Source organism: Prevotella lacticifex (assembly GCF_019973375.1).
Classification (GTDB): domain Bacteria; phylum Bacteroidota; class Bacteroidia; order Bacteroidales; family Bacteroidaceae; genus Prevotella; species Prevotella lacticifex.
The window spans coordinates 526,330-548,374 of sequence record NZ_BPTV01000002.1; the positions used below are offsets into that span (position 1 = coordinate 526,330).

Annotated in this window: 14 protein-coding genes; 3 read left to right on the plus strand and 11 right to left on the minus strand. The window is 51.1% G+C overall.

Features of this window, described 5'->3' with window-relative positions:
• Positions 1-237: 237 nt before the first annotated feature.
• From LDN30_RS12585 to dapF, 6 genes are all read right to left on the minus strand, one after another.
• Positions 238-2,919: a hybrid sensor histidine kinase/response regulator transcription factor gene (locus LDN30_RS12585; RefSeq protein ID WP_223929690.1), complete on the minus strand. Its 2,682-nt coding sequence runs from the start codon at positions 2,917-2,919 to the stop codon at positions 238-240.
• A gap of 903 nt (positions 2,920-3,822) precedes the next feature.
• Positions 3,823-4,917 carry an IS110 family transposase gene (locus LDN30_RS12590; protein ID WP_223928808.1) on the minus strand — a complete coding sequence of 365 codons (1,095 nt, stop codon included), beginning with the start codon at positions 4,915-4,917 and terminating at the stop codon, positions 3,823-3,825.
• Between the two features lie 260 nt (positions 4,918-5,177).
• Positions 5,178-6,563 carry an IS110 family RNA-guided transposase gene (locus LDN30_RS12595; RefSeq protein WP_223929659.1) on the minus strand — a complete coding sequence of 462 codons (1,386 nt, stop codon included), beginning with the start codon at positions 6,561-6,563 and terminating at the stop codon, positions 5,178-5,180.
• A gap of 856 nt (positions 6,564-7,419) precedes the next feature.
• Complete coding sequence (locus LDN30_RS12600) at positions 7,420-9,606, minus strand: glutamine synthetase III family protein (protein WP_223927503.1); 2,187 nt, start codon at positions 9,604-9,606, stop codon at positions 7,420-7,422.
• Between the two features lie 92 nt (positions 9,607-9,698).
• Positions 9,699-10,931, minus strand: a complete 1,233-nt coding sequence (locus tag LDN30_RS12605; RefSeq protein WP_223927501.1) for an LL-diaminopimelate aminotransferase — start codon at positions 10,929-10,931, stop codon at positions 9,699-9,701.
• Positions 10,932-11,079: 148 nt separating this feature from the next.
• Positions 11,080-11,904 carry a diaminopimelate epimerase gene (dapF, locus tag LDN30_RS12610; protein ID WP_223927499.1) on the minus strand — a complete coding sequence of 275 codons (825 nt, stop codon included), beginning with the start codon at positions 11,902-11,904 and terminating at the stop codon, positions 11,080-11,082.
• A gap of 341 nt (positions 11,905-12,245) precedes the next feature.
• Between dapF and LDN30_RS12615 the strand changes: the two genes are divergently transcribed.
• The 3 genes from LDN30_RS12615 to LDN30_RS12625 all read left to right on the plus strand — a co-directional run bounded on the left by LDN30_RS12615 (position 12,246) and on the right by LDN30_RS12625 (position 14,909).
• Positions 12,246-12,602, plus strand: a complete 357-nt coding sequence (locus LDN30_RS12615) for a P-II family nitrogen regulator (protein WP_223927493.1) — start codon at positions 12,246-12,248, stop codon at positions 12,600-12,602.
• A gap of 144 nt (positions 12,603-12,746) precedes the next feature.
• Positions 12,747-14,015 carry an ammonium transporter gene (locus LDN30_RS12620; RefSeq protein WP_223927491.1) on the plus strand — a complete coding sequence of 423 codons (1,269 nt, stop codon included), beginning with the start codon at positions 12,747-12,749 and terminating at the stop codon, positions 14,013-14,015.
• A gap of 162 nt (positions 14,016-14,177) precedes the next feature.
• Positions 14,178-14,909, plus strand: a complete 732-nt coding sequence (locus LDN30_RS12625) for a hypothetical protein (RefSeq protein ID WP_223927489.1) — start codon at positions 14,178-14,180, stop codon at positions 14,907-14,909.
• Between the two features lie 1,655 nt (positions 14,910-16,564).
• On the opposite strand, the gene LDN30_RS12630 is transcribed toward LDN30_RS12625, so the two are convergent.
• From LDN30_RS12630 to LDN30_RS12650, 5 genes are read right to left on the minus strand one after another with little or no spacing between them, the layout of a single operon-like run.
• Positions 16,565-16,783: a toxin PIN gene (locus tag LDN30_RS12630; RefSeq protein ID WP_223927487.1), complete on the minus strand. Its 219-nt coding sequence runs from the start codon at positions 16,781-16,783 to the stop codon at positions 16,565-16,567.
• A gap of 23 nt (positions 16,784-16,806) precedes the next feature.
• The gene (locus LDN30_RS12635) at positions 16,807-19,572 is read right to left on the minus strand and encodes a hypothetical protein (protein WP_223929691.1); all 2,766 of its coding nucleotides are present in this window, start codon (positions 19,570-19,572) and stop codon (positions 16,807-16,809) included.
• A 58-nt stretch (positions 19,573-19,630) separates the two neighbouring features.
• The gene (locus LDN30_RS12640) at positions 19,631-20,683 is read right to left on the minus strand and encodes a transposase (RefSeq protein WP_223925205.1); all 1,053 of its coding nucleotides are present in this window, start codon (positions 20,681-20,683) and stop codon (positions 19,631-19,633) included.
• Entirely contained in the window at positions 20,661-21,101 is a 441-nt protein-coding gene (locus LDN30_RS12645; RefSeq protein WP_223925203.1) for an ISAon1 family transposase N-terminal region protein, read from the minus strand. Before LDN30_RS12645 ends, LDN30_RS12640 begins: the two co-directional genes overlap by 23 nt.
• Before the next feature lie 52 nt (positions 21,102-21,153).
• The gene (locus tag LDN30_RS12650; RefSeq protein ID WP_223929693.1) at positions 21,154-21,999 is read right to left on the minus strand and encodes a hypothetical protein; all 846 of its coding nucleotides are present in this window, start codon (positions 21,997-21,999) and stop codon (positions 21,154-21,156) included.
• Positions 22,000-22,045 lie beyond the last annotated feature (46 nt).

Genomic DNA, 22,045 nt, shown 5'->3' on the forward strand with positions numbered 1-22,045 from the left:
AGTGATGGGGCAGACTGCGAGCTTGCTCGCAAAGGCTGCCCCATCACTTCCACACCATAGCTCCATTGGGAGCTTAAGCCTGCCTATGACTATTTTCTTTGAGCTATAACCTCTCTAACCAATTATGAAAATATCGGCCCACAGCAAATATCCAGTGCGCCATTTTTGAGCCGCGGTTTTACTTACTTTGAGCCACAATTTCCTCACTTCGCGCGGTGCAATAACCCATAATCAGGGCTAAGGCTGTTCTTTTCCTTTCCGGTTCCCTTTACCCGCGTCCTTTGGCGGACAGCCGAAATAATCCTTATAGCACTTAGTGAAATAGGATGGCGAGGAGAAACCGGTTTCGTAAGCAATCTCGGCGACGGTCTTGTCGGTCATGGCAAGGAGGCGGTCGGCACGGCGCAGACGGGCTTCGCGGAGTATTTCGACCGGCGACTGCCCCGTCATGGCTTTCACCTTACGGTAGAGTTGAGCCCTACTGAGACCGAGTTCGCCACCGAGCTGCTCCACGCTGAAGTCGCTGTCGTCGAGATGTTGCTGAATGGCCTCGCGCAGTTTGACGGTGAATTTTTTGTCTTCCTTAGTCGGATTAAGGCCGTCGGAGCCGCCACCGAAGGCATCCCTCAACTGCTGACGGCTGTCGATGAGGTTCTTGACGCGCGCCAACAGCACATCCTCGCTGAACGGCTTGACGATATATCCGTCGGCACCGCAGTTGTAGGCGTCGGCACGGCTGTCGTCCATATCGCGTGCCGTGAGCAGGAGCACGGGGATATGGCTCGTGGTGACATCAGACTTCAGACGCCGACAGAGCTCCAGACCGTCCATCACCGGCATCATCACGTCCGACATCACGAGGTCGGGGGCTTCACGGCGCGCCGTCTCGAAACCCTCGCGGCCGTCGGCGGCACTGCTCACCTGATAGTATTTGCCGAGCCACGAGGCGAGGTAAGCACGGATATCGGCATTGTCGTCGACGACGAGGATGCGCTTGCGCGGTTCCTGCTTCTCCGATGCCGTGAGCATCTCGGCATTGGCTTTCTGCGTATCTACGGCCTCTTCGTGTGCCATCTGGCGTTCCGTCTCCTCTACGCCAGCCGTCTGCGAGGCATCGCTATTAGGCTGACTGACAGGGAATTCGATGGTGAAACGGGCTCCTTGAGGCTGTCGGTTGGCGGCCGTCACCGTACCGTGGAGCATCTCGGTGAAAGCTTTCACGAGGGCCAGACCCACGCCGGTGCCGTTGGTGTAGGGTGTCTCGACCTGGAAGAAACGCTCGAAGATGCGCTTCAGCTTATCCTCCGGAATTCCGATACCCGTATCCTCGACGACGATGGCGAAGCGGTCGCCGCTCTGTGTGGCGCGGATCCATATCTCACCACCTTCAGGGGTGTACTTCACTGAGTTGCTGAGGAGGTTATAGCAGATGCGCTCGAGCTTGTAGCCGTCGCTGAGAACGAAGAGATGGTCGGGCACTTCGATATGCAGCGTGAGGCTCTTTTTCTTCATGGCGGGCTCAAACATTGCGGTCCACTGCCTCAGCGCGGGCGACAGATCGAAATGCGCTAAATGGACGGTCATCTTTCCGTTCTGCACCTTCCGGAAGTCGAGAATCTCATTGACGAGCCGAAGCAGTATATCGGTATTGCGCTTGACGACACCCAGCAGCGACCGTTGGCCATCGGTGAGCGTATCGTCGGCGGCGAGCTGCTCTACCGGAGCGGTGATCAGCGTCAGCGGTGTGCGCAGTTCGTGGCTCACATTGGTAAAGAATTTCAACTTTGCGTTGGCCGTTTCCTCAGCCATCCGACGGCGGAGGGAGAGTCCGCGGTAGAACAGGAAGAGCACAATTATGAGCAGGGAGAGGACGAGAATGATGAGGATGAGGAACACTTTCTGATAGTTGTAGCGGGCCAGAAAGCGGTCGACATGGGCGTGGAGCTGCTTGAGATTGTCGACTTGCAGCCTCATCTCGTCGGCCTGCATGAGCATTACCTCAGCATTATCGGGGGTGACAATGGCCGATTCGAGGAGATTTTCATTCTTATATGGCTTATGCTCAAGGATATTGACGGCCAACTGCAACAGCCTGTCGCCACGGGTGGGATAGATATACGACGCATCGAGACGACCGTCCTTAACCTCGCGGATGCCACCGCCGGGCGTGGCAAGGGCGTCGATGCCCACGAAACGGGCCTTACTGTCGGGCTGCCGGTCCATCAGCACTTTGCGGGCACCGAGGGCCATACGGTCGTTCTGACCGAAGACACAGTCGACGCGGTCACCGCTGTTGAGCATCTCGGTCATGACGCGGCTGCCACTGCCCTCCGACCAGTCGCCGGCCCTACTGTCGATGAGCCGCACTTCGGGATAGCGGCGAAGGGCATCGACGAGACCACGATGGCGGTCGATGGACGGAGAGGAATGCTCCAATCCCCGAATTTCGACGAAATTGCCACGACCACCCATCAGATGAGCGATATATTCGCCCATGGTGCGGCCAATCTGATAGTTGTCGGCACCCATAAAAGCAGTGTAATGGGCCGATTCGGTCTTACGGTCGAAGAGGACGACGGGGATGCCTTTCCTCCGCGCCCGCTCAATGGCCGGTGTGATGGTATTCACCTGATTAGGAGAGATAATGAGCAGGTCGACACCACGGTTGATGAAACTGTCGATTTGCTCCTGCTGAAGGCGGTCGTTGTCGCGGGCCGTCGAGAACAGCAGGTTGACGTTGTCGTAGATATATGATGTCGTTTTCAACTCCTCGTTGAGTTTCTCGCGCCATATATCCTCGCTGCACTGCGACACAGCGATAGTATATTGATGTTGGTCACCACCACACCCCGACAGCAGCAAAACAATGACTATCAGGGGAATGAGGATTCCTCCGTGTTTAATAAAAGGATAGCCCATAATTGTATCAACGCTAAAAGATATTGCAAACTTACACATTATTTTTCACATTCCAAAGCCGTAACCGAAAAAATAAGGTTGTCGGCGGCGGAAAGGATGAATTGCCCTCTCATTTATTGAAAAATTCCAAGATACTAAAATTAACTGTCGGCGGCGGAAAGGATGAAATGCCCTCTCATTTATAAGATAACTTGTGTTGAACTCAATCCGCCACCGGTGCCATCGACTAAGGTTCATTCTCGGCACACATTATTATATATATACACACGGAACAACAAAGAGACGCAGACAAAAAAATATGTAAAATTAATTCACAGCCTGTTACATTTCACATCAGTCTTATACCTCGCTGACTGCCAGAGAGTTGTCAATACATATCATTCAGCGTTGCGAAACGGACCGTTTCGGGAGCTGAAATGGACCGTTTTGCAAGCCGAAATGATATGTTTTGGAATGGTGTAAATATATTTCAGCATTGGCTCATTATTCGTGTAAAAGGATATAAACCCCTTTCCGTACGAGAAACACAAATGAAGCGATATTCAGCAAGCCGAAGAAACGATTTGTTTATGAGCAATGGATGACGGGTAACCGTGAAATTGGTGCTATTCGTGGAACGACAAACAAACATATTTCGCACGAACAAAACGAATAAGACGATTGTCAACGCAGCTGCACCTATATATTTGCAGGGGCGGCCTTGATGGCCGTCCGGTCGGTCGAAAGACCGAATCTCTGCATTTATTTCCGACGCACAACCAGACCCCAATATTCTGTGTAAACCACTGATGCTAAGACGATTGCAGCACTCCGCCGCCGCTTCCTATGTTTCTGACCAAAGGAAATCTCGATTATTTTTCGTTTTTAACTAAATTTATTGTAATGTTGATTTTTTATTTACATTTATAGTGCTGCCTCAAGTGAAGGTTCCGTCTTCAATACAGGCTCCACCGTTTTGAGTTTTCTCAGTAATTCATGATTGTATTCATAGTCGCAGTCGTTTTTTACAAGTGAGTATGTTATGTGCAGGAGTTTGTTTATTACGTTGTTGAGGACAATGCTGTACGGCTTGCCTTTCTTTTCCAGTCTGTCGGCGTAGGCCTTTATCTCTCGGTTGTAGATAATCGCACTTCTGGCAGCCATTCTGAGGTTGTTCTTTATCATCTTACAGCATACGTTCTTGCTTGGATCCTTCTTGTGGACAGAGGTGCCGGATTCGTCATAGAACGTATGAGCGCCTGCGTAACAGGACATCTTGTTGGGTGTGGTTATCTTCTTGAAATTCGACGAGTATGCGATAATGCAAGCTGCATTGACCAGGCCGAGTCCATTTATGGAAGTCATGTGCAGGTAGTTTCTCTTCAAGTCCTCGTCAGAGTTGATAATGCGCTCGATTTCCTGGTTACACTTTTCGATTATCTCGTCGAGTGTCTTTATCTCGGATTCAGACATTTTGTTTATTACGCGTTCTGTCTGCGATTTGCCAAGTACTGTGGTGAACTTCTTTTCCGACAGCCTTGTCTTTGCCTCTTTTCGGCGTTCTACCATTGTGGCGCGGTAATTCACTATTTCCTTCAGTTCCATGATAACCGTTGGATCGGGCGAAAAAAGGACAAGCTTGTCCTGATGTTTGGCCGCATACTCTGATATGTTCCTCGAGTCGGCCTTGTCGTTCTTCCCGCGTCTGAACCCGGAGGAACGGTGTATCTGCAAAGCACTCTCGCGCCATACGTTCTGGCCTTTGTCGTGAAGATACATACAGATCTGCCTGTCGTATCCACCGGTAGTCTCCATGCAGAACAGTCCGTCTTCCGACAGCTTGCCGTTGCATTGCTTGCACAACTTCTTTGCCCATGAGACAAGAGCTCTGAAGCCTGACGGGCAGTTTTCGAACTGTCTGTAACCAACCTCGTTCAACGAATCTATCGATTCGACGAAAATTGCAGTCGCATCAAAAGTTTTTTTGGCAATGTCTATGCCAATACAGAATTTCTTCATAACTTTGTCTTTTAATGAAGTAAGTAACGAGTTGACCGAGAAGTTGTCCCGACTAATACTTTATTTAGGCTTCGAGCCTAACTTCCTACTTGGTCTCTGCAGCTTCAATCCGGAGGGTCTATAACGGCGATTAGGCTCGAAGTCTAGTAGGGGGTATAGATTATCCCTCCGGTGGTCAACTTTTCCTTACAACAACAAAGGTAAAAATTAACCATGAAACTAAAGGCATAAACCTTTAAAATATTCACACTTCTATATAACTAATCAGTGCCATCCGTTACCTTGAGCCCAGATTGAGCTTGCTCATTCTGTAGGCGAAGAATCTTTGCTTGAAGCTTTTTAATTCTTCTTTCAAGAGTTTTCTCCTTGCTTTTGGCATATATTGACACGTCATATTCTTTTTTGTTTTTGACCATCGTATAGAAGATTCCCGCCATTTTCTTGCCTGTAGCAACCATTGCCTGTAAATGGCCGCTTCTTGCCTTGATGTGGCGGAAGTAATCTCCCAACGGTTCGTTTGATCTCCATAGCGCATTGGCGCACTGTCTGAACACCTGTCCCACAGGATTGTTCTTGTTGGGGACTTTGCTCGAAAGCAGCTTCCCACCGGAGATTTTATTGTTCGGCACCAGATTCGCCCAACTTTCGAAGTGCCTTGCGTCAGGAAATTTCTCCACGAAGTCCGGCCCAAGTTCCGCAAGCAGCCGAAGTGCGGAGTTCTTACTCATCCCCGGCATGCGCATTACATTGACCCCCCAGGCGTTGTAGGCATACTGCTCTATGTCAAAGCTGACATCGTTGTGCAGCTGCTTCTGCTTCTTGCTGCGTTCCATAGCCGCAGCCTTGTCCGCATCCACGCTTGCAGAGTAACGGTTGACCAATTCCTCTATCTTTGCCTCGGTGTCCTTGATGAGGTTTTTGTAGTAATGGTACAGGTCATCGCTCTGCTTCATGATGAAGAGGTGGTCCTCGTCCCATGTCGCCTGGAGGGATGCCTTTATCTCCTCCTTGCTCTTCTTGCACCGCCAGTCTGCCAGCCCCGCAAGCCTCTCGGGGTCACGCTCGCCGTCAAGTATTGCCTTGATGATTGCCTGGCCGGACTTGCCCAGTATGTCGCTGAAGGCGTTGTCCAGCTTCAGGTTCATCTGCTCCATCTCCTTCTGCAGGTGCAGCACCTCACGGCTGCATGACTGTATCAGGTTGTCCCTGTGCCTTACCAAGTTCCGAATCTCACGGGTTACATTGTCAGGCTGGAAACAGGCTTTCAACAGACCGTAAGTATGGAGCGTCATCAACCAATGGGCGTCAGCCTCGTCGGTCTTCTTGCCCGCATAGTTCTTGGCTTCACGGGGATTTACCAGTATCACATCGAACCCGTCACCCTTTAGGACTCGGAACAGGGGAAGCCAGTATACTCCGGTCGACTCCATTACCACCGTGTCTATGCCGCACTTCTTCAGCCATGCGGATATTTCATGCAGGTCTTTCGTGTACACACCGAACGTGCGGTTGCACTTCTCGTCGCGGTCGCTTGGAACACACACCTGCATTTCCTTTGGGGATACATCTACACCTGCAGCGTTAAGATGGACAACTTTGAACTCGCGATCCTTGCCGATTCCATTTTTTCTTCTTACCTTTGTCATCGTGATTGGCTTTTGTTGTAAAACATTGCCAGACCCGACTCCTCTGGACAGAAGTATTCTTCTATAAGGCCTCCTGCGGCACAATCGTTTGTCTACTAGGAGACGGAGCCACGCTGCAAATTAGGGTCTGAGCCCTACTAAGAAACTGGCTTTAGCTTGTCTGGCGCAACAAAGCTAATCACTTTTTAGTGAAAATCGTAATGTTTGAGCGCTTTTTCAAATGCGTTCGAAGAACGCATCCCCCAGTTATATCGTGCCTTTGTTTTAAAGACCTCTAAAAGTTTGCTGCAAAGATAAAGTAGGGGTGGGGTTTATCCCCATCCTACCAGCTGCGGGGTAGCAGCCTTAATTCTTGCCCGACGTTGGTAGGGCTGGGATAAACCCAGCCCCTACGGTGGATACGTGCTACACATTAATTATCAATGTGTTGCACCTACGCACTTGCAGGGGCGACCTTTATAGCCGTCCGGTCGGTCGGTAGACCGAATAAGATTATTTGTCCGCTGCTCGTGGGGCAGGTTATCACGACTGCTGTGGGAGATTGGACGGAGACATAAAAAGTCATTGTATGGCTGTGAAGAAGAAAAAGTTGTGGGCGCACCTCACGGCGCACCCACAACGCAAACTTAAACAACCAATAAAAGAAATAGATTGTATCTATTTGACTTCATCTATTTTTTAGCGTATTAACTAAAAGTTCACGGTACTTCGGCAGCGTCCAAAGCTCATCGCTGACGACGGGCTCGGACTTGCCGATGTGATTGCCTTTAGCGAATGAACTAAAAGTTCACGGTACTTCGGCAGCGTCCAGAGCTCATCGCTGACGACGGACTCGGACTTGCCGATGTGATTGGCTTTAGCGTATGAACAGAAGTTCACGGTACTTCGGCAGCGTCCAGAGCTCATCGCTGACGACGAGTTCGAGCTTGTCGATGTGGTAGCGGATCTTGTCGAGCTTCGGCTCCACGGTGTCGTGGTAAGCGACGGCGCGCTCGCGTGCATCGGCAATCTTGTTGGCTACCTTGCGTGCGTTGATGAGGTCGTCGACACCCTTCTCGATGGTCTCGGTGCGCTCAGCGATCTCGCGGATGAGCGCAATGTTGCGGTCGGCGAGCTTGAGAGCTTCGTCCTTACCGAAGATGTTGACCATGCTCTGGACGTTCTTTGCCAACTGACTCTGATAGTGTGTAGCCACAGGGATGATGTGGTTCATCGACAGGTCGCCGAAGACGCGTGCCTCAATCTGTATTTTCTTTGTGTAGGTTTCCCATTTCACCTCGTTACGAGCTTCGAGCTCATGACGGTTCATGACCTTCATCGACTCGAACATCTTCACTGATGAGTCGTCGAGGTAGCGGTCGAAGATTACCGGGCACGACTTCTCAGTGTCGAGACCGCGGCGCTCAGCCTCGGCCACCCATTCGTCGCTGTAGCCGTTGCCGTCGAAGTGGATAGGCGCACAGGTCTTGATGTCCTCCTTGACGACGGAGAGGATGGCAGCGAACTTCTCCTCGCCCTTGGCGATGAGTGCGTCGACACGCGTCTTGAAGTCGGTAAGTGCCTCAGCAACAGCTGTGTTGAGGACGATCTGTGCGCTGGCGCAGTTGGCCTCAGAGCCTACGGCGCGGAACTCGAAACGGTTGCCGGTGAAGGCGAATGGGCTTGTGCGGTTACGGTCGGTATTGTCGCGGAGGATATTTGGAATCTCCGGGATGTCGATTTCGACACCTTCCTTACCCTTGATGACGAGCGCGTCCTTGTCCGACTCGGTGATATGGTCGAGGACATCGCTGACGGTCTTGCCGAGGAACGAAGAGATGATTGCTGGAGGTGCCTCGTTGGCGCCTAAGCGATGAGCGTTGCCGGCGTCCATGATGCTGGCCTTGAGGAGTCCGTTGTGGCGGTATACGCCCATGAGCGTCTCGACGATGAATACCACGAAGCGGAGGTTGTCGGTAGGAGTCTTGCCTGGACCGTGGAGGAGGATGCCTGTATCGGTGGACAGACTCCAGTTGTTGTGCTTACCCGAGCCGTTGATGCCGTCGAACGGTTTCTCGTGGAGGAGCACCTCGAAGCCGTGCTTGTGGGCAACCTTCTTCATGAGCGACATGAGCAGCATGTTGTGGTCGACGGCGAGATTGGTCTCCTCGAAGATTGGTGCGCACTCGAACTGGTTCGGTGCCACCTCGTTATGGCGTGTCTTTACTGGGATGCCGAGTTCGAGAGCCTGGATTTCGAGGTCTTTCATAAAGGCCTGCACGCGCTCAGGGATGGTAGCAAAATAGTGGTCGTCCATCTGCTGGTCCTTAGCCGACGAGTGGCCCATGAGTGTGCGTCCGGTGAGACGGAGGTCAGGGCGTGCGGCGTAGAGGGCTGAGTCGACGAGGAAGTACTCCTGCTCCCAACCGAGGTTGGAGATGACCTTCTTCACGTCGGGATAGAAATAGTGGCAAACGTTCGTTGCAGCCACATTGACGGCGTGGAGGGCGCGGAGCAGCGGAGCCTTGTAGTCGAGGGCCTCGCCGGTGTAGGAGATGAAGATTGTAGGGATACAGAGTGTGTCGTCGATGATGAACACCGGTGATGTAGGATCCCATGCCGAGTAGCCGCGGGCCTCGAAAGTGGAGCGGATACCGCCTGAAGGGAACGAGCTGGCATCAGGTTCCTGCTGGACGAGGAGCTTTCCGGAGAATTCCTCAATCATGCCGCCCTTGCCGTCGTGCTCGATGAAAGAGTCGTGCTTCTCGGCAGTGCCCTCGGTGAGGGGCTGGAACCAGTGGGTATAGTGGGTGACACCATTCTCGTCGGCCCACTGCTTCATGCCTTTGGCAATCTCGTCGGCGATGGAGCGGTCGAGCTCGGCACCGTTGTCGATGACGTCGATGAGCTTGTCATAGACTTCGCGTGAGAGATATTTGTACATCTTCGCGCGGTTGAAAACTTTCTTACCGAAGTACTCTGACGGGCGATCGGTAGGAGTGATTACCTCAACAGGCCTTTTCTCTGAGGCCTTCTCTACAGCTTGAAATCTTAAATTTTCCATAATCGTAGGACCCATGCCTGCCGCCCCGTGTGGCGGAACGGCGGCTGAAGGATTATTTTGTTAGGATTTTGTTATCTTGTGTATTGATATTCTTACTTTTTCAGCCATTCCTTTATGCGTGCCATGGCCTCTATGCAGTCGTCGCGGTCGCCGAAGGAGGTGAGGCGGACGAAGCCTTCGCCCGACGGTCCGAAACCAACTCCCGGTGTGCATACGACCTGTGCTCCGTAGAGGAGCTGTTCGAAGAACTGCCACGACGGTGTGTCGCCCGGTGTCTTTACCCACAGATAGGGGGCATCGGTGCCGCCGTAGACCTCGAATCCGAGGTCGGTGAGGGCCTCGCGCATGATTGACGCGTTCTTCATATAGTATTGTATCGTCTCGGCCACCTGCTTCTTTCCCTCGGGGGTGTAGATGGCCTCGGCGCCACGCTGCGAGATGTAGCTTGTGCCATTGAACTTCGTCGACTGTCGGCGCAGCCAGTACTGGTTCAGCGGCAGGCGCTGTCCGTCGACGGTGGTGGCTGTGAGCTCCTTAGGAACGACGGTGTAGCCACAGCGCACACCGGTGAATCCGGCGGTCTTGGAGTAGCTGTGGAACTCGATGGCCACCTTGCGGGCACCGCGTATCTCGTAGATGGAATGCGGGATGTCGGGGTCCTGGATGTAGGCCTCGTAGGCTGCGTCGTAGAAGATGATGGAATCGTTGTGGATGGCGTAGTTGACCCACTTGCGCAGTTCCTCCTTGGGGAGCACCATTCCCGTGGGGTTGTTGGGGTAGCAGAGGTAGATCATGTCGACGCGGTGGTCGGGAATCTGGGGCACGAACTTATTCTTGTCGGTGCAGGGCATGTAGGTTACGTTGCTCCACTTGCCGTCGGCAAAGACTCCTGCACGGCCAATCATGACGTTGGAGTCGATGTATACGGGATAGATAGGGTCGGTGACGGCCATGGAGTTGTCCCACCGTACGAGCTCCCCGATGTTTCCCGTGTCCGATTTTGCACCGTCGTTGACGAATATTTCGTCGGGGTCGAGGTGCACGCCACGGGGTAGGAAGTCGTTCTTTACGATAGCCTCCCGAAGCCAGATGTATCCCTGTTCGGGACCATAGCCATGGAAGGTCTCCTTATGGGCCATATCGTCGACGGCCTTGTGCATAGCGTCGATGACGGCGGGGCAGAGGGGCTGCGTGACATCGCCGATGCCGAGGCTGATGACGTTGGCCTTGGGGTGCATGGCCTTGTAGGCGTTGACCTTCTTGGCAATGTCGGCGAAGAGGTAGTTCTTCTGCAATTTAAGGAAGTGTTCGTTAATTAATGCCATAATCTTCTTTTATTTTCCGCTCCGGCCCTCACTTCCGGTATCGGACAGGAGCGAAGCGTTGTTTAAATCTTTTTCTTCTTATAAACCAAACGAGCGGCACCGTTCAACAGCTTGTGTCGGGGTGTCGCGCGTGTCCCCGGCATTGTTGTCAGGGCAGATCGACGGTGCCCTCGAAGGCGAAGGCAGCCGGACCGGTCATGTATATGTGGTTGTCGGAGCGCCACTCGATGGTGAGCGTCCCGCCGTCCATCACTATCTCGACGGGCTTTGAGCGGTCGGCGCGTCCGGTGGTGATGGCGGCTACGGCTGTGGCGCAGGCTCCTGTGCCGCAGGCCATGGTTATTCCGCTGCCGCGTTCCCACACCCTCGTGCGGAAGGTGTTTGGTGCCGTGGCAACGGCAAACTCGATATTGCATCGTTGTGGGAATGCCTTGTCGTGCTCTAAGGCGCTGCCACGCTCGGTGAGCACGGGCGTTGTGGGCACCTCATCGGCAAAGATGACGAAATGGGGATTACCCATCGAGACGAAAGTGCCGTCGGTGCGGGTGCCGTCGTACTGCTCCGCGACGTCGAGGCGGGGCTCAAGCATATCGACGGTGACGCTGTCGACGCGACGGCTGTCGTCGGTGTTTAGGTGGAGATTGAGTACCTTTATGCCGCTCGCTGTCTCGAGACGGATGCTCGTCTTCGTGGTAAGCCCCTTCTCGTAGAGGTACTTGCCAATGCAGCGGCTGGCGTTGCCGCACATCATGGCCTCCGAACCGTCGGCGTTGAAGATGCGCATGCGGTAGTCGGCATCAGCGGTCGTAGGACGGCAGATGAGCACGAGACCGTCGCTGCCGATACCGAAATGTGGACGGCTCCACTGGCGGCTCGCCTCTGAGGGGTCGGGAATGCTATATAATAATGTATTTACATAAATGTAATCATTACCAGCACCATGCATCTTTGTGAAAGCTACGGCCTTTGTCATTTTGTCTGTCTTAATTGCGTAATCTATTTCTTTTTGTTTTATTTCGGTTACAAAGTTACTGCCTTTTGTTCAAACAGAATAATATTTACCGACATTATTATTCTACTTTTTGAGTCTTTATTTCATTTTAACAGATTTTTGGGAAAAATGTGTTGAAACTGTAAGCAAACGAGTTTCGTAACCTTACAGGTTGATACTCAATATAAAATTCTACTTACAAACTGCATAATTTATTGTCAGTACAATATCAAAATGTTGTACTTTTGCAGCATGAAGTTTACAAAACGTCATAAGAAATAGATTTGATTTACATTATTAACACTTAAAAGAGAGAGGTAAACATGAAGAAGATTGAAGCAATTATCCGCAAGACCAAGTTTGAGGAGGTCAAGGAAGCGCTCCTTCGTGCCGACATCGAATGGTTCTCCTACTTCAACTGCAGAGGAGAGGGCAAGATGCGTCAGGCCAGAATCTATCGTGGTGTGGCTTACGACACGAGCAGTATTGAGCGAATGATGTTGAATATCGTTGTCCGCGACAAGAACGTCGAGAAGACCGTGAAGGCCATCCAGGACGCTGCCCGCACGGGTGAGATTGGCGACGGCCGCATATTCATCATCCCCGTCGAGGACACTGTCCGCATCCGCACCGGCGAGCGCGGCGACATAGCGCTGTACAACGCTGAGCAGGAGAAATAACAGGACTGTAGGCCCGGCAATCTCGTCAGGTCATCAGAAATAGAGAAAGGATAACAATAACACAAACAACCAGACCTGCCCCGCAGACTTTCCGCTACACCTCAGGATGGACAGGGAAAAGGTCGGAATATAACACAAAACGCTATGACAGTTCAAGATTTAAGCATTTCCGTCGATACCGTATGGATGCTGTTGGCAGCCATGCTCGTATTCTTCATGCAACCGGGATTCGCCTATTGCGAGGCAGGATTCACCCGGCGTAAAAACACCACAAACATACTCTTTAAGAACTTCGGCGACTTCATGATTGGTTCGGTGCTGTTCTGGTTCGTAGGCTTCGGATTCATGTTCGGCTCTGACGGTCAGGGATTTATAGGAATGCCGAACTTCGGCGACCTGTCGTTCTACCATAACGCCAACGGTCTGCCTACAGAGGGTTTCCTGATGTTCGAGACAGTGTTCTGCGCTACCGCAGCCACCATCGTTTCGGGAGCTATGGCTGAGCGCACAAAGTTCGACATGTATGTCATCTACTCGCTCTTTATCTCACTCATCATCTACCCTGTCGAGGGCCACTGGACATGGGGCGGCGGCTGGCTGATGAACTCGGCTGAGGGCAGCTTCATGATGAACACCTTCGGTCATGCGTTCCACGACTTCGCCGGTTCCACCGTTGTCCACTCTGTCGGTGGTGTGTTGGCCTTCATCGGTGCCATCTTCCTTGGTCCGCGTCTCGGCAAGTACGGTAAGGACGGCAAGAGCCGCGCCATCCCCGGTCACAGCCTCACCTTGGCTTCGCTCGGCGTGTTCATCCTCTGGTTCGGATGGTTCGGTTTCAACCCCGGCTCGCAGCTCGCAGCCAGCGGTCAGGTGAACCGCGAGGCTATCAGCCACGTATTCCTGACAACGAATATGGCAGCCGTCTGCGGAGGTCTGGCCACAATGTTCCTCACATGGATCAAGTACGGTAAGCCTTCGTTCTCATTGACACTGAACGGTATCCTCGCCGGACTCGTAGGTATCACAGCCGGTTGCGACGCCGTATCGGTAGTGGGGTCTGTAATCATCGGCGTTTGCTGCGGTATCGCTCTTCCGTTCGCCGTTGAGTTCATCGACAAGAAACTGCATGTCGACGACCCTGTGGGCGCAAGCTCTGTGCACTGGGTGAATGGTGTTCTCGGTACCCTGCTGACCGGTCTGCTCTCGACCTCTGAGGGCGCTTTCTACGGTCACGGCTTCGGATTCTTCGGAGCACAGGCTTTCGGTGTCCTCTGCGTTGACGCCTGGGCAGCAGCCTGCGGTATCGTTCTCTTCTGGACCATCAAGCACACTGCCGGTCTGCGTGTTGACAAGCGCATTGAGGAAGAGGGTCTCGACATCTACGAACACGGCGAAAGCTGCTACGTAGACTAACCACCAAAGGAGTCTTTCCCTCCCTGCACCGCAGCTGTGGGGGAAGGCTCTAAAAAGTAATTTTACGTCCGTCGGCCGGTTCATTACTGCAAGAAACAGGTCCAGGACGGGGGAAGAAAGATTTACACACAAGGTAACAACAACACAAAAAACAGTACGAATATGAAAAAGTCAACAATAGCACTCGCAGCCTTGATGGCCCTGTCGGTGACGGGAGCCAAGGCACAGGACAAAGTGGAAGGAACGATCGGTGCCGACATCGTTAGCCGTTACTACTGGCGTGGTCAGGCTCTCGGCGACGGAGCCATACAGCCAACCCTCGGATTGTCGTGGAAAGGGCTGTCGCTGACGGCGTGGGGCAGCTACGGATTCGTCGACACCAAGGATACAAAGGAGTTCGACCTCACCCTGGCTTACTCCACGGGCGGGTTCCATGCGGGCATCACCGACTATTGGTTTGACCGCGGAGTATCCTTCGACGGCACTCCATTTGAGGATGCCAAGTACTTCAGCTATGCGGCTCATAAGACATCGCACGTCTACGAGGCCAACGTCGGCTACGATTTTGGGGTGGTGGCCCTGAACTGGTACACCAATTTCGCCGGCAACGACGGTGTCAACAAAGACGGCGACCGCGCCTACAGCTCATACGTCGAGGCTGCCGCACCATTCAAGCTCGGCGGTCTCGACTGGACAGCCACCGTCGGCGCAGTGCCCTACCGCACCTCATTCTATTCGGAAGCGAAAGGTTTCGCCGTGACAAATGTCTCTCTGAAAGCGACGAAGGACCTGAAAATCACCGATAAGTTCTCGGTTCCGGTATTCGCCCAGGTTGCGGCAAACCCAAGCAACGAGAAGGCTTACTTCCTCGTAGGCTTCACTCTCCAGCCATAAAAAACAGCGGGCTCGGTCCCGCCACGACTTGTTAACAAAAATCCCTTATCGAATTGAATTTCTTCCCGAACTCAAACGGGGGAGGAAGACGTGTATTTAAAGTTTTAATCAATTTTTGTTTCCCTATGAACCCGGTCGCATGATCTGCCTCGTGCGACCGGGATTTTGTTTCTGTACATATCTAACCTTTTTCCCCGTATTGCCAAAGTGAACCACAAGAACCGCGCCCTGCAAACAACCATTGCTCATTGTCCGTAAGTCGCTGTCGGCTCCAATCCACGGGCAATCGTTAATGATCCACTTGCAGGGACGGATAGACAGGGCCTGCGCGTCGGTTCCAATGACGGGCAAACGTTAATGATCCACTTGCAGGAGCGGTCTTTATGGCCGTCCGCTCGGTCGGCAGACCGAATCTCTGCATTTGTTACCAACGCACAACCAGACCTAATATTCTGCGTAAACCACTGATGCTAAGCCGCTTGCAGCACTCTGCCGCCGTAGGGGTGGGGTTTATCCCCACCCTACCAGCTGCGGGGTAGCTACCTTAATTCTTGCCCGACGCTGGTAGGGCTGGGATAAACCCAGCCCCTACGGTGAATGTGTGCAACACATTAGTTATCAATGGATTACCAAGCAACGCCTTCGAAAGGCGGGCAGGATTAGGCCGTTAGTTGGCCTCGAAGAGGCAAAGGAATACAATTATTCGGTCGACCGACCGAACCTCTGTGGCGTTAGCCTGTTTTGAAGGTTTTCCTTTGTGTCAGCGCCAAGATCCGACGAAGGAGGATCTGCCATTTGGGATTTGAGGGCGGTGAGAGGTCCAGCCTCTCACAAGCACTCAAAGCCCAAATGGCAAAGGGCGAAAGCCCTTGGCACTGACACAAAGGGTTTTTATAGTTTTGGTCTTAATTTGTGTATTCAACCGTTCTTCGTTCAAGGGGGGGGGCACACTGCCAATGCGTAGATGCGCACTCCGTGCTATTGTGCGTCTTCGAGGCACTGAGTGTATGGTTGACTGCATCTTTCTTCCCCGGACTGCACTCGCTATCGCTCGCTTAGTCCGGGGTTATTGACGATTCAGCCCCGCCGGGGCTGGTGGTGGCAGAGAGAAAAAGCCCTCGCAAAGCCGCAAAGACCGCAAAGGATACGCCAAGGAGCATAAATCTTCATGTACCCGCCCGAGGAAAACCGGGCGCACTGGATATTATCCGTGGAACTATGGTGAGCGAAAACATAAATCTTTATACTGTCATTACCGCTTTGGCATTTAAAAAGGAAAACGGAAAAGAAAATCATGGCCAGACTTATGCTCACCTTGGAGCAATGGGTCTAAAGCTATGGGGTAGGCGGCGAGCTTGCTCGCAAAGGCTGCCCCATCACTTACACACCATAGCTCCATCGGGTGCTTAAGCCAGCCTATGACTATTTTCCTTGAGTTATGAACCTCTCTAACCAATTATGAACATATCGGTCCACGGGAAATATCCAGTGCGCCGAAAACCGTCCTCCTCGTGCCCTTCATGTTAAACGCCGAACGCCACCATATAATCATGTTATTCGATCGTCCTCGAACCGGTGGAAACAAAAATCCGTGTTACCCCACACCCTATTCGGATATGGCGAAACACGGATTTACTGATAATCACACTATCGTATCAATCGTCCCAAAGGGACTTGTTCGATCCCACGGTGCCCACGGGAGTCTCTTCCTCCTCTTCATCAAAGTTGTTGCCCTTGCCCCATGCGGCTGCTTTCGTAGAGCCCTTACTTCTTCCCATCATATCGAAGTCGAGGATTGAGCTCGAGACATTAAGTCGGACGACAACCGTAGTGGGTTTTATATATGGTTTTACTTCTGAATTCTTCTCTGCCATTTATCGTTTCTCCTATTTAATCCTTATTTGATAACGATTTTCTTTCCGTTGTGAATATATATCCCTGCACGCGTCGGCCGACTGCTCATGCGGATACCCGTAAGCGTGTAGTAGCAGCCCTCATCCATTGACGGACCCACATTATCGCTGACGGACACAATGCTTGTAGGGGTGTCACCATTATCGAATATACCCTCAATAACATAAAAGTTCTTTGCCGACGTCGATGACGGAACATGCAGATAAGCCTTGTTTGCAGCCAAGTTGCTGTTGTCGTTATTGGCAACGCGGTAGAAGCCGAGAGTGCTGTTAGTGCCGCCATTGACATCAACGATATTGCCGTTAGCATCAAGATTATAGCTGACTACGGTAAAGACATAGTTTGTGCCGCCATCTTTCAGATTTGAGGTTTCTTCGAGAGTGCCATCCAGCATGTTGCCAGTAATCTGGTTTTCTTGGCTGTTCACATCCTTGACAAACAAAGGTATGGCATCTACATGGTCTGTAGCATCACAAGTGAGAATCACACCCGTTTTTGCCGGCGCAACCGTGACAGGGCTGGTCTTTGCGAGATATTTAGCATTGTCCACACTCGAGATCATCTCAGCCGTGACCGCCTTGCCATTAGTGAAGATCCCCGTGAGATCGTATTTCTCATTGTGGTCGCGGTATTCAGTGGCATAGCTTTTACCATCAGTGTATGCATTCAATTTCTTGAATGTGCCCGTAACACCAATCTTCTCGATAGTAGCGTTCTTGACTGTAAGGTCGATATTGCCGCCATTTGTACCATCGACAACAAATATCTTTTCGTCATTGCTTTTACCAGCTGTATAATCAGTACCCGTCAACGTCGTTGAACCGTTGGCGATACTGCCATTATCACCCATCTTAGCAAGGATATAAGCCTTGAATCCGCTCGGCACTGTCGGGATAGTGAGAATCTGATTGTCGTTACTGCCAAACTTCAGACCGCTGCCGAGGACCAATGTCAGCGAGTTGTCCTTATCGCGTGGCACATCGATGCCAAGGTCCTGAGCCTCAGCGTAGTCGGAACTGCCAGTCTGTATGTCATTACCCTCAAAGTAGTTCCAACTCTTGGGATTAAGAGTCAGCGACCCGTCGGTATTCTTATTCCATTCGTCATCGGTGAACTTATCTGCTGTAGTCTTATTATTCTGGAAATCCCATGTATATGGATATTTTCTTGAAACTGTCTTTTTCTCATAAACGGTAACATCGGTCTTTTTGCGGTCCAATACATATCCGCTGTTGACACCGTCCTGAGTGATTGTTATAACACCCTGACCGCTATTTACTGTCAGCACACCGGCGTCGGACATCGATGCTTCGATGTTGCCATTCTTCTTTTCATAGGAATATTTGACAGTACCATCTGTCTTATCGCCTCTCTTAGGATCGCCCTTAGCCATGGCCGATACAGCATGCAGAATATTCGTCTCCTGGCTATACGTCACTGTTGTTTTATCAGTATATATTATTGGATTAGCGAATGTTACTTTATCATTTTCTTTTCCCTTTTCAACCAATCTCAAATCGGTCAAAAGGTTAATGCCATCAGTATCATCAGTATCGAGCATGCCATTCTTGTCAGCTGACAATTTGATGTCGTAGATATCCGTCCATCCCTCATCCATCTGCGTAAAGGTGACATCGCCATCTTCCTTGACAATGAAGAACTCATAGCCATAGTCGCCTTTATCAGCACGTGCCGGAACTCCGACATTGAATTCATTATCTATGGATTTGCCATCAAGGTCAGTAACATTCGTGGCCTTTATATGGTCACCCGTATTTGGTGAATATCTGCGCCATTTCATCCGGATATACTGCCCTTTCTTCAAATTTGGAATGGTCAGCCCCCCCCCCTTGTACATAGTAACGAGCTGCACACTGCTCACCTTATCGTATGTCAGAGCATATTTCTCGTCAAGGGTGAGTCCGTCGATATCGAGATCATTAGTCCAAGATTTAATCTTTGAACCAAATCCGTTAGCATCTGACTTGAACAGCAGTCCGGCAGTAGCGGGAACGTATAAAGCATTGTTGCCATCGATAGCTGTACCGTTGGCCATCACCGGAACGTTGAGATAAGTCAGGGCCTTAGAAGTCGGGTCGAACTGTCTAACCTTATAAGTTACAGCCCAATCGGTAGTATTAGCTTTCAGATCCTTCAATTCCACATTTCTGAAGTCCCATTCGTGTGTGGAATAAGGCACTGTTATTACATAGCTGTCGGAGGAGCCATTGAGAGAGGCAGTTACGACTAATGCTCCGCCATCACCCGACCAACTTACATTTCCACTGTTGTCAACTTTAGCTGATGTGAGACTTCCATAGGCCTTTACAGTGTAATTAGAGCCGTCACCGCCAGTTACTGCTTGAGTATAGTTCTTAGCGCCATTGTTGACACGCACACTCTTATTAGCAAAGTAATACTGAGATACGAAAGTAAAGCTGTTTAGACAGAAGATGTCATAATTCTTAGCATTAGCGTCTGTTGGCACATATAAATAATATGTCTTGCCGGCCTCGAGTTCAAATGAATTTGAGGCTTCGGCGTAATTGGCTTTGTAAGATATAGTTCCTTTTTGGTTTGTTCCCTCATATATATGCGCATCAGCAGTACCTGAACCATTTTGATGGAATACGCCCTTCACAGTCAGCTTTCCTTTAGCTGACGGTTTGAAAACATAGTATGTGCCCATTGTTGGCAGGCCTTTATCTACAAAGACATGTACAAAGCCATTACGGTCAAGACAGGTCATACCGAGATAATTGTTTTTGGGCGCAGGGGGATTTTTCCGTGGATGCCCCTGCACTCGCCTAACCAAATATCGTGAAACAGCGGAACATGAAGAAGGGAAGGTCACTGACCCCATGCACCTGAGCACGCAGTCCCTTAATCTTTGAGTTGAGCGACTCGGCTGGCGCATTCGTTGACCTGTTGTTGAAGAAGTTTAGCACATACTCCTCTTTGGCCTTGATGGTGTCACGTACTGATATGATTTCCCGAATGCGGGTTCTTCCGACATTCTTGTACCACTTATGGAGCGCTTTCTTTGCACTCTTCCTGTCCTTTTTCTTGCTGAAGATGTTGCGCAGGGCGCAGAGCAGACCGTATGCAGCCTTCATCTTTGGCTCAATCTCAAAGAGCAGGCGCATTTCCTCCTTCTGGAAGTCAGTCCAGTCATTGTGGTTTTTCGTCAGCGGGTATCTTACGTGCGTCAGCAAGTCGGCTTTGGTCTCTCCATTGCTGAGTTTCTTCGGCTCAAACTTTTCATTCTTCCGCTTGCGCGGCCTGCCGAGGCGTTTGCCGTTCTTGCTCTTCTTGACCTCATGGGTCTCGGCGTACCTGTCCCTTGCCTTGGCCCGCTTCTCTTGCTGCTTTCTGAACTCCCGCTCCTCTCTCTTGACCTCGGTCGTGTTGGTGCGCTTGAGCTTCATGCGCATCGCATCAAGTCCCCTGGTCGTATAAAGCTGGATGACATGGAAATGGTCTATAACTATCTCTGCCTGTGGGAAGGACTTCTTGACAATGCCCATCATGCTGTCGGAGAAGTCCATCGACACCTCCTTGACTTTATTTCGGCTCTCTTCTTGTATCTCGTCAAAATGCTTCGTCACGTCAGCAACGGTCGTGCCCTTGACTGCAGCTATGAGTGTTCCCTTCTTGCAGTGTCCGTCCCTGTTGGAGAGGAACGTGATCAGGTCATGGTGAAGCATCGTCTCGTCTATGCACAGTCGCTCGCCCATGTTCTTCTCTTGAAGCACCCACTCACCGGCATGCTCCTTCTGGTCCCAGTCCGTAAAGCCACTCAGATGCTCCTTGTAGGCACGCCCGAGGTACTTCCCGTCAGTCCGGAAGAAGCGCCCCACGCATTGGGCCGTCACTGGGAAGGCATCCAACCATTTTTTTTAAGAAATCCGCAAACTCTACAGAGTAGCAGGTTCCCTCTGCCACAAGAGGCAGGGTTTCAAGGACGACGTTGTGACCGTCTCCGTCCAACCAACGACGGCGACGGACATGCAGCAGAACTTTATGCTCGCGTTGTGGGAAGTCATTGAACAAGCGAGGCTCCGTGAAACCGTTGGGCTGAAGGTCATGCCAGACCTTGTCACGCAGGTCGCGCTCGTCAAGGTAGATGTGAAGAATACGGATGACGGTGCCTGTTTCGTCCTTCTCGTTAGTAACTTCTTCGTCGATCTTAGTGATCTCGAAGTAATCAAGGATGCCATCGGGCAGCATGTAACGGACTAATGTTGAGTAGTCGAATGTCGATAGTTTCTTTGCCATGCTGCAAAGGTAACATAGTTTCCCGACATCAGCAACGCTGTTTCACTATATTTTAGTTAGGCGAGTGCAGGGACATCCACGGAAAAATCCCCCTGCGCCTGTTTTTGCCATAAGACTTTGCCATGGTCATCTCGCCATCCTGTCCCACTTGCATATTCATATAAGGCACATCAAGGATGTGCTTATTGCTGATCTTTCCATCTGAGGTTAAGGTGTAAGTTTTTCCGGAAACAGAAGTCGTTGCTTCTTGCGCAGTGACAAGAAGAGTATAAGATCCGCTTTTATTCGTTATCGTGTCTGTTGCCGTGATAGTTGTCATACCAGTATTTACAAAACGAATCCAGCCATTTTTGTCGACTTGAGCTATCTTTATATTGCTACTGGTATAAGTTACGTTGTTGGTAGTATTATTCGGCTTCAACGCCATCACACCAAGGTCGGTCATAGGTGCAGTTTGCTGCGACTGACAAAAGGTAAGAGAATTGCTTGAGCTGTAAGTCACTGTGACAGAGCTGACAGAGCACTCGCCTTTTTCTCCGGCCGTTAAAGTAACGGATTGCGATGATCCTGTCCATGTAGAAGTCTTATCAGCCCAATTTCCGGTATTGGCAGTAAAAGAATTAGTTTTACTACGTCCTGAAGCATAGCCAATAACAATCTTCGAGATTGTACCCGACGATGCCGAGACGGTAAGGGCAGAGCCAGAAATCATCTTAACATAAGCATTCTGGTAAGTCGTACCGGACCCGGTGAAAGAGAAAGTAATGTCACCGATTGTTTTCGAGGCATCTCCTGCGGTATTAGAGAGTTTTTCCGAGATACTGAGCGTAGTCTCATCAGCCCTCACGTAGCTTATTGCACACAGAAGCATGCACATAAGGAACAGAATCTTTTTCATCTTATGTAAATAATTATTTTTGTATTATCAGTTAAGCAATCTTTTG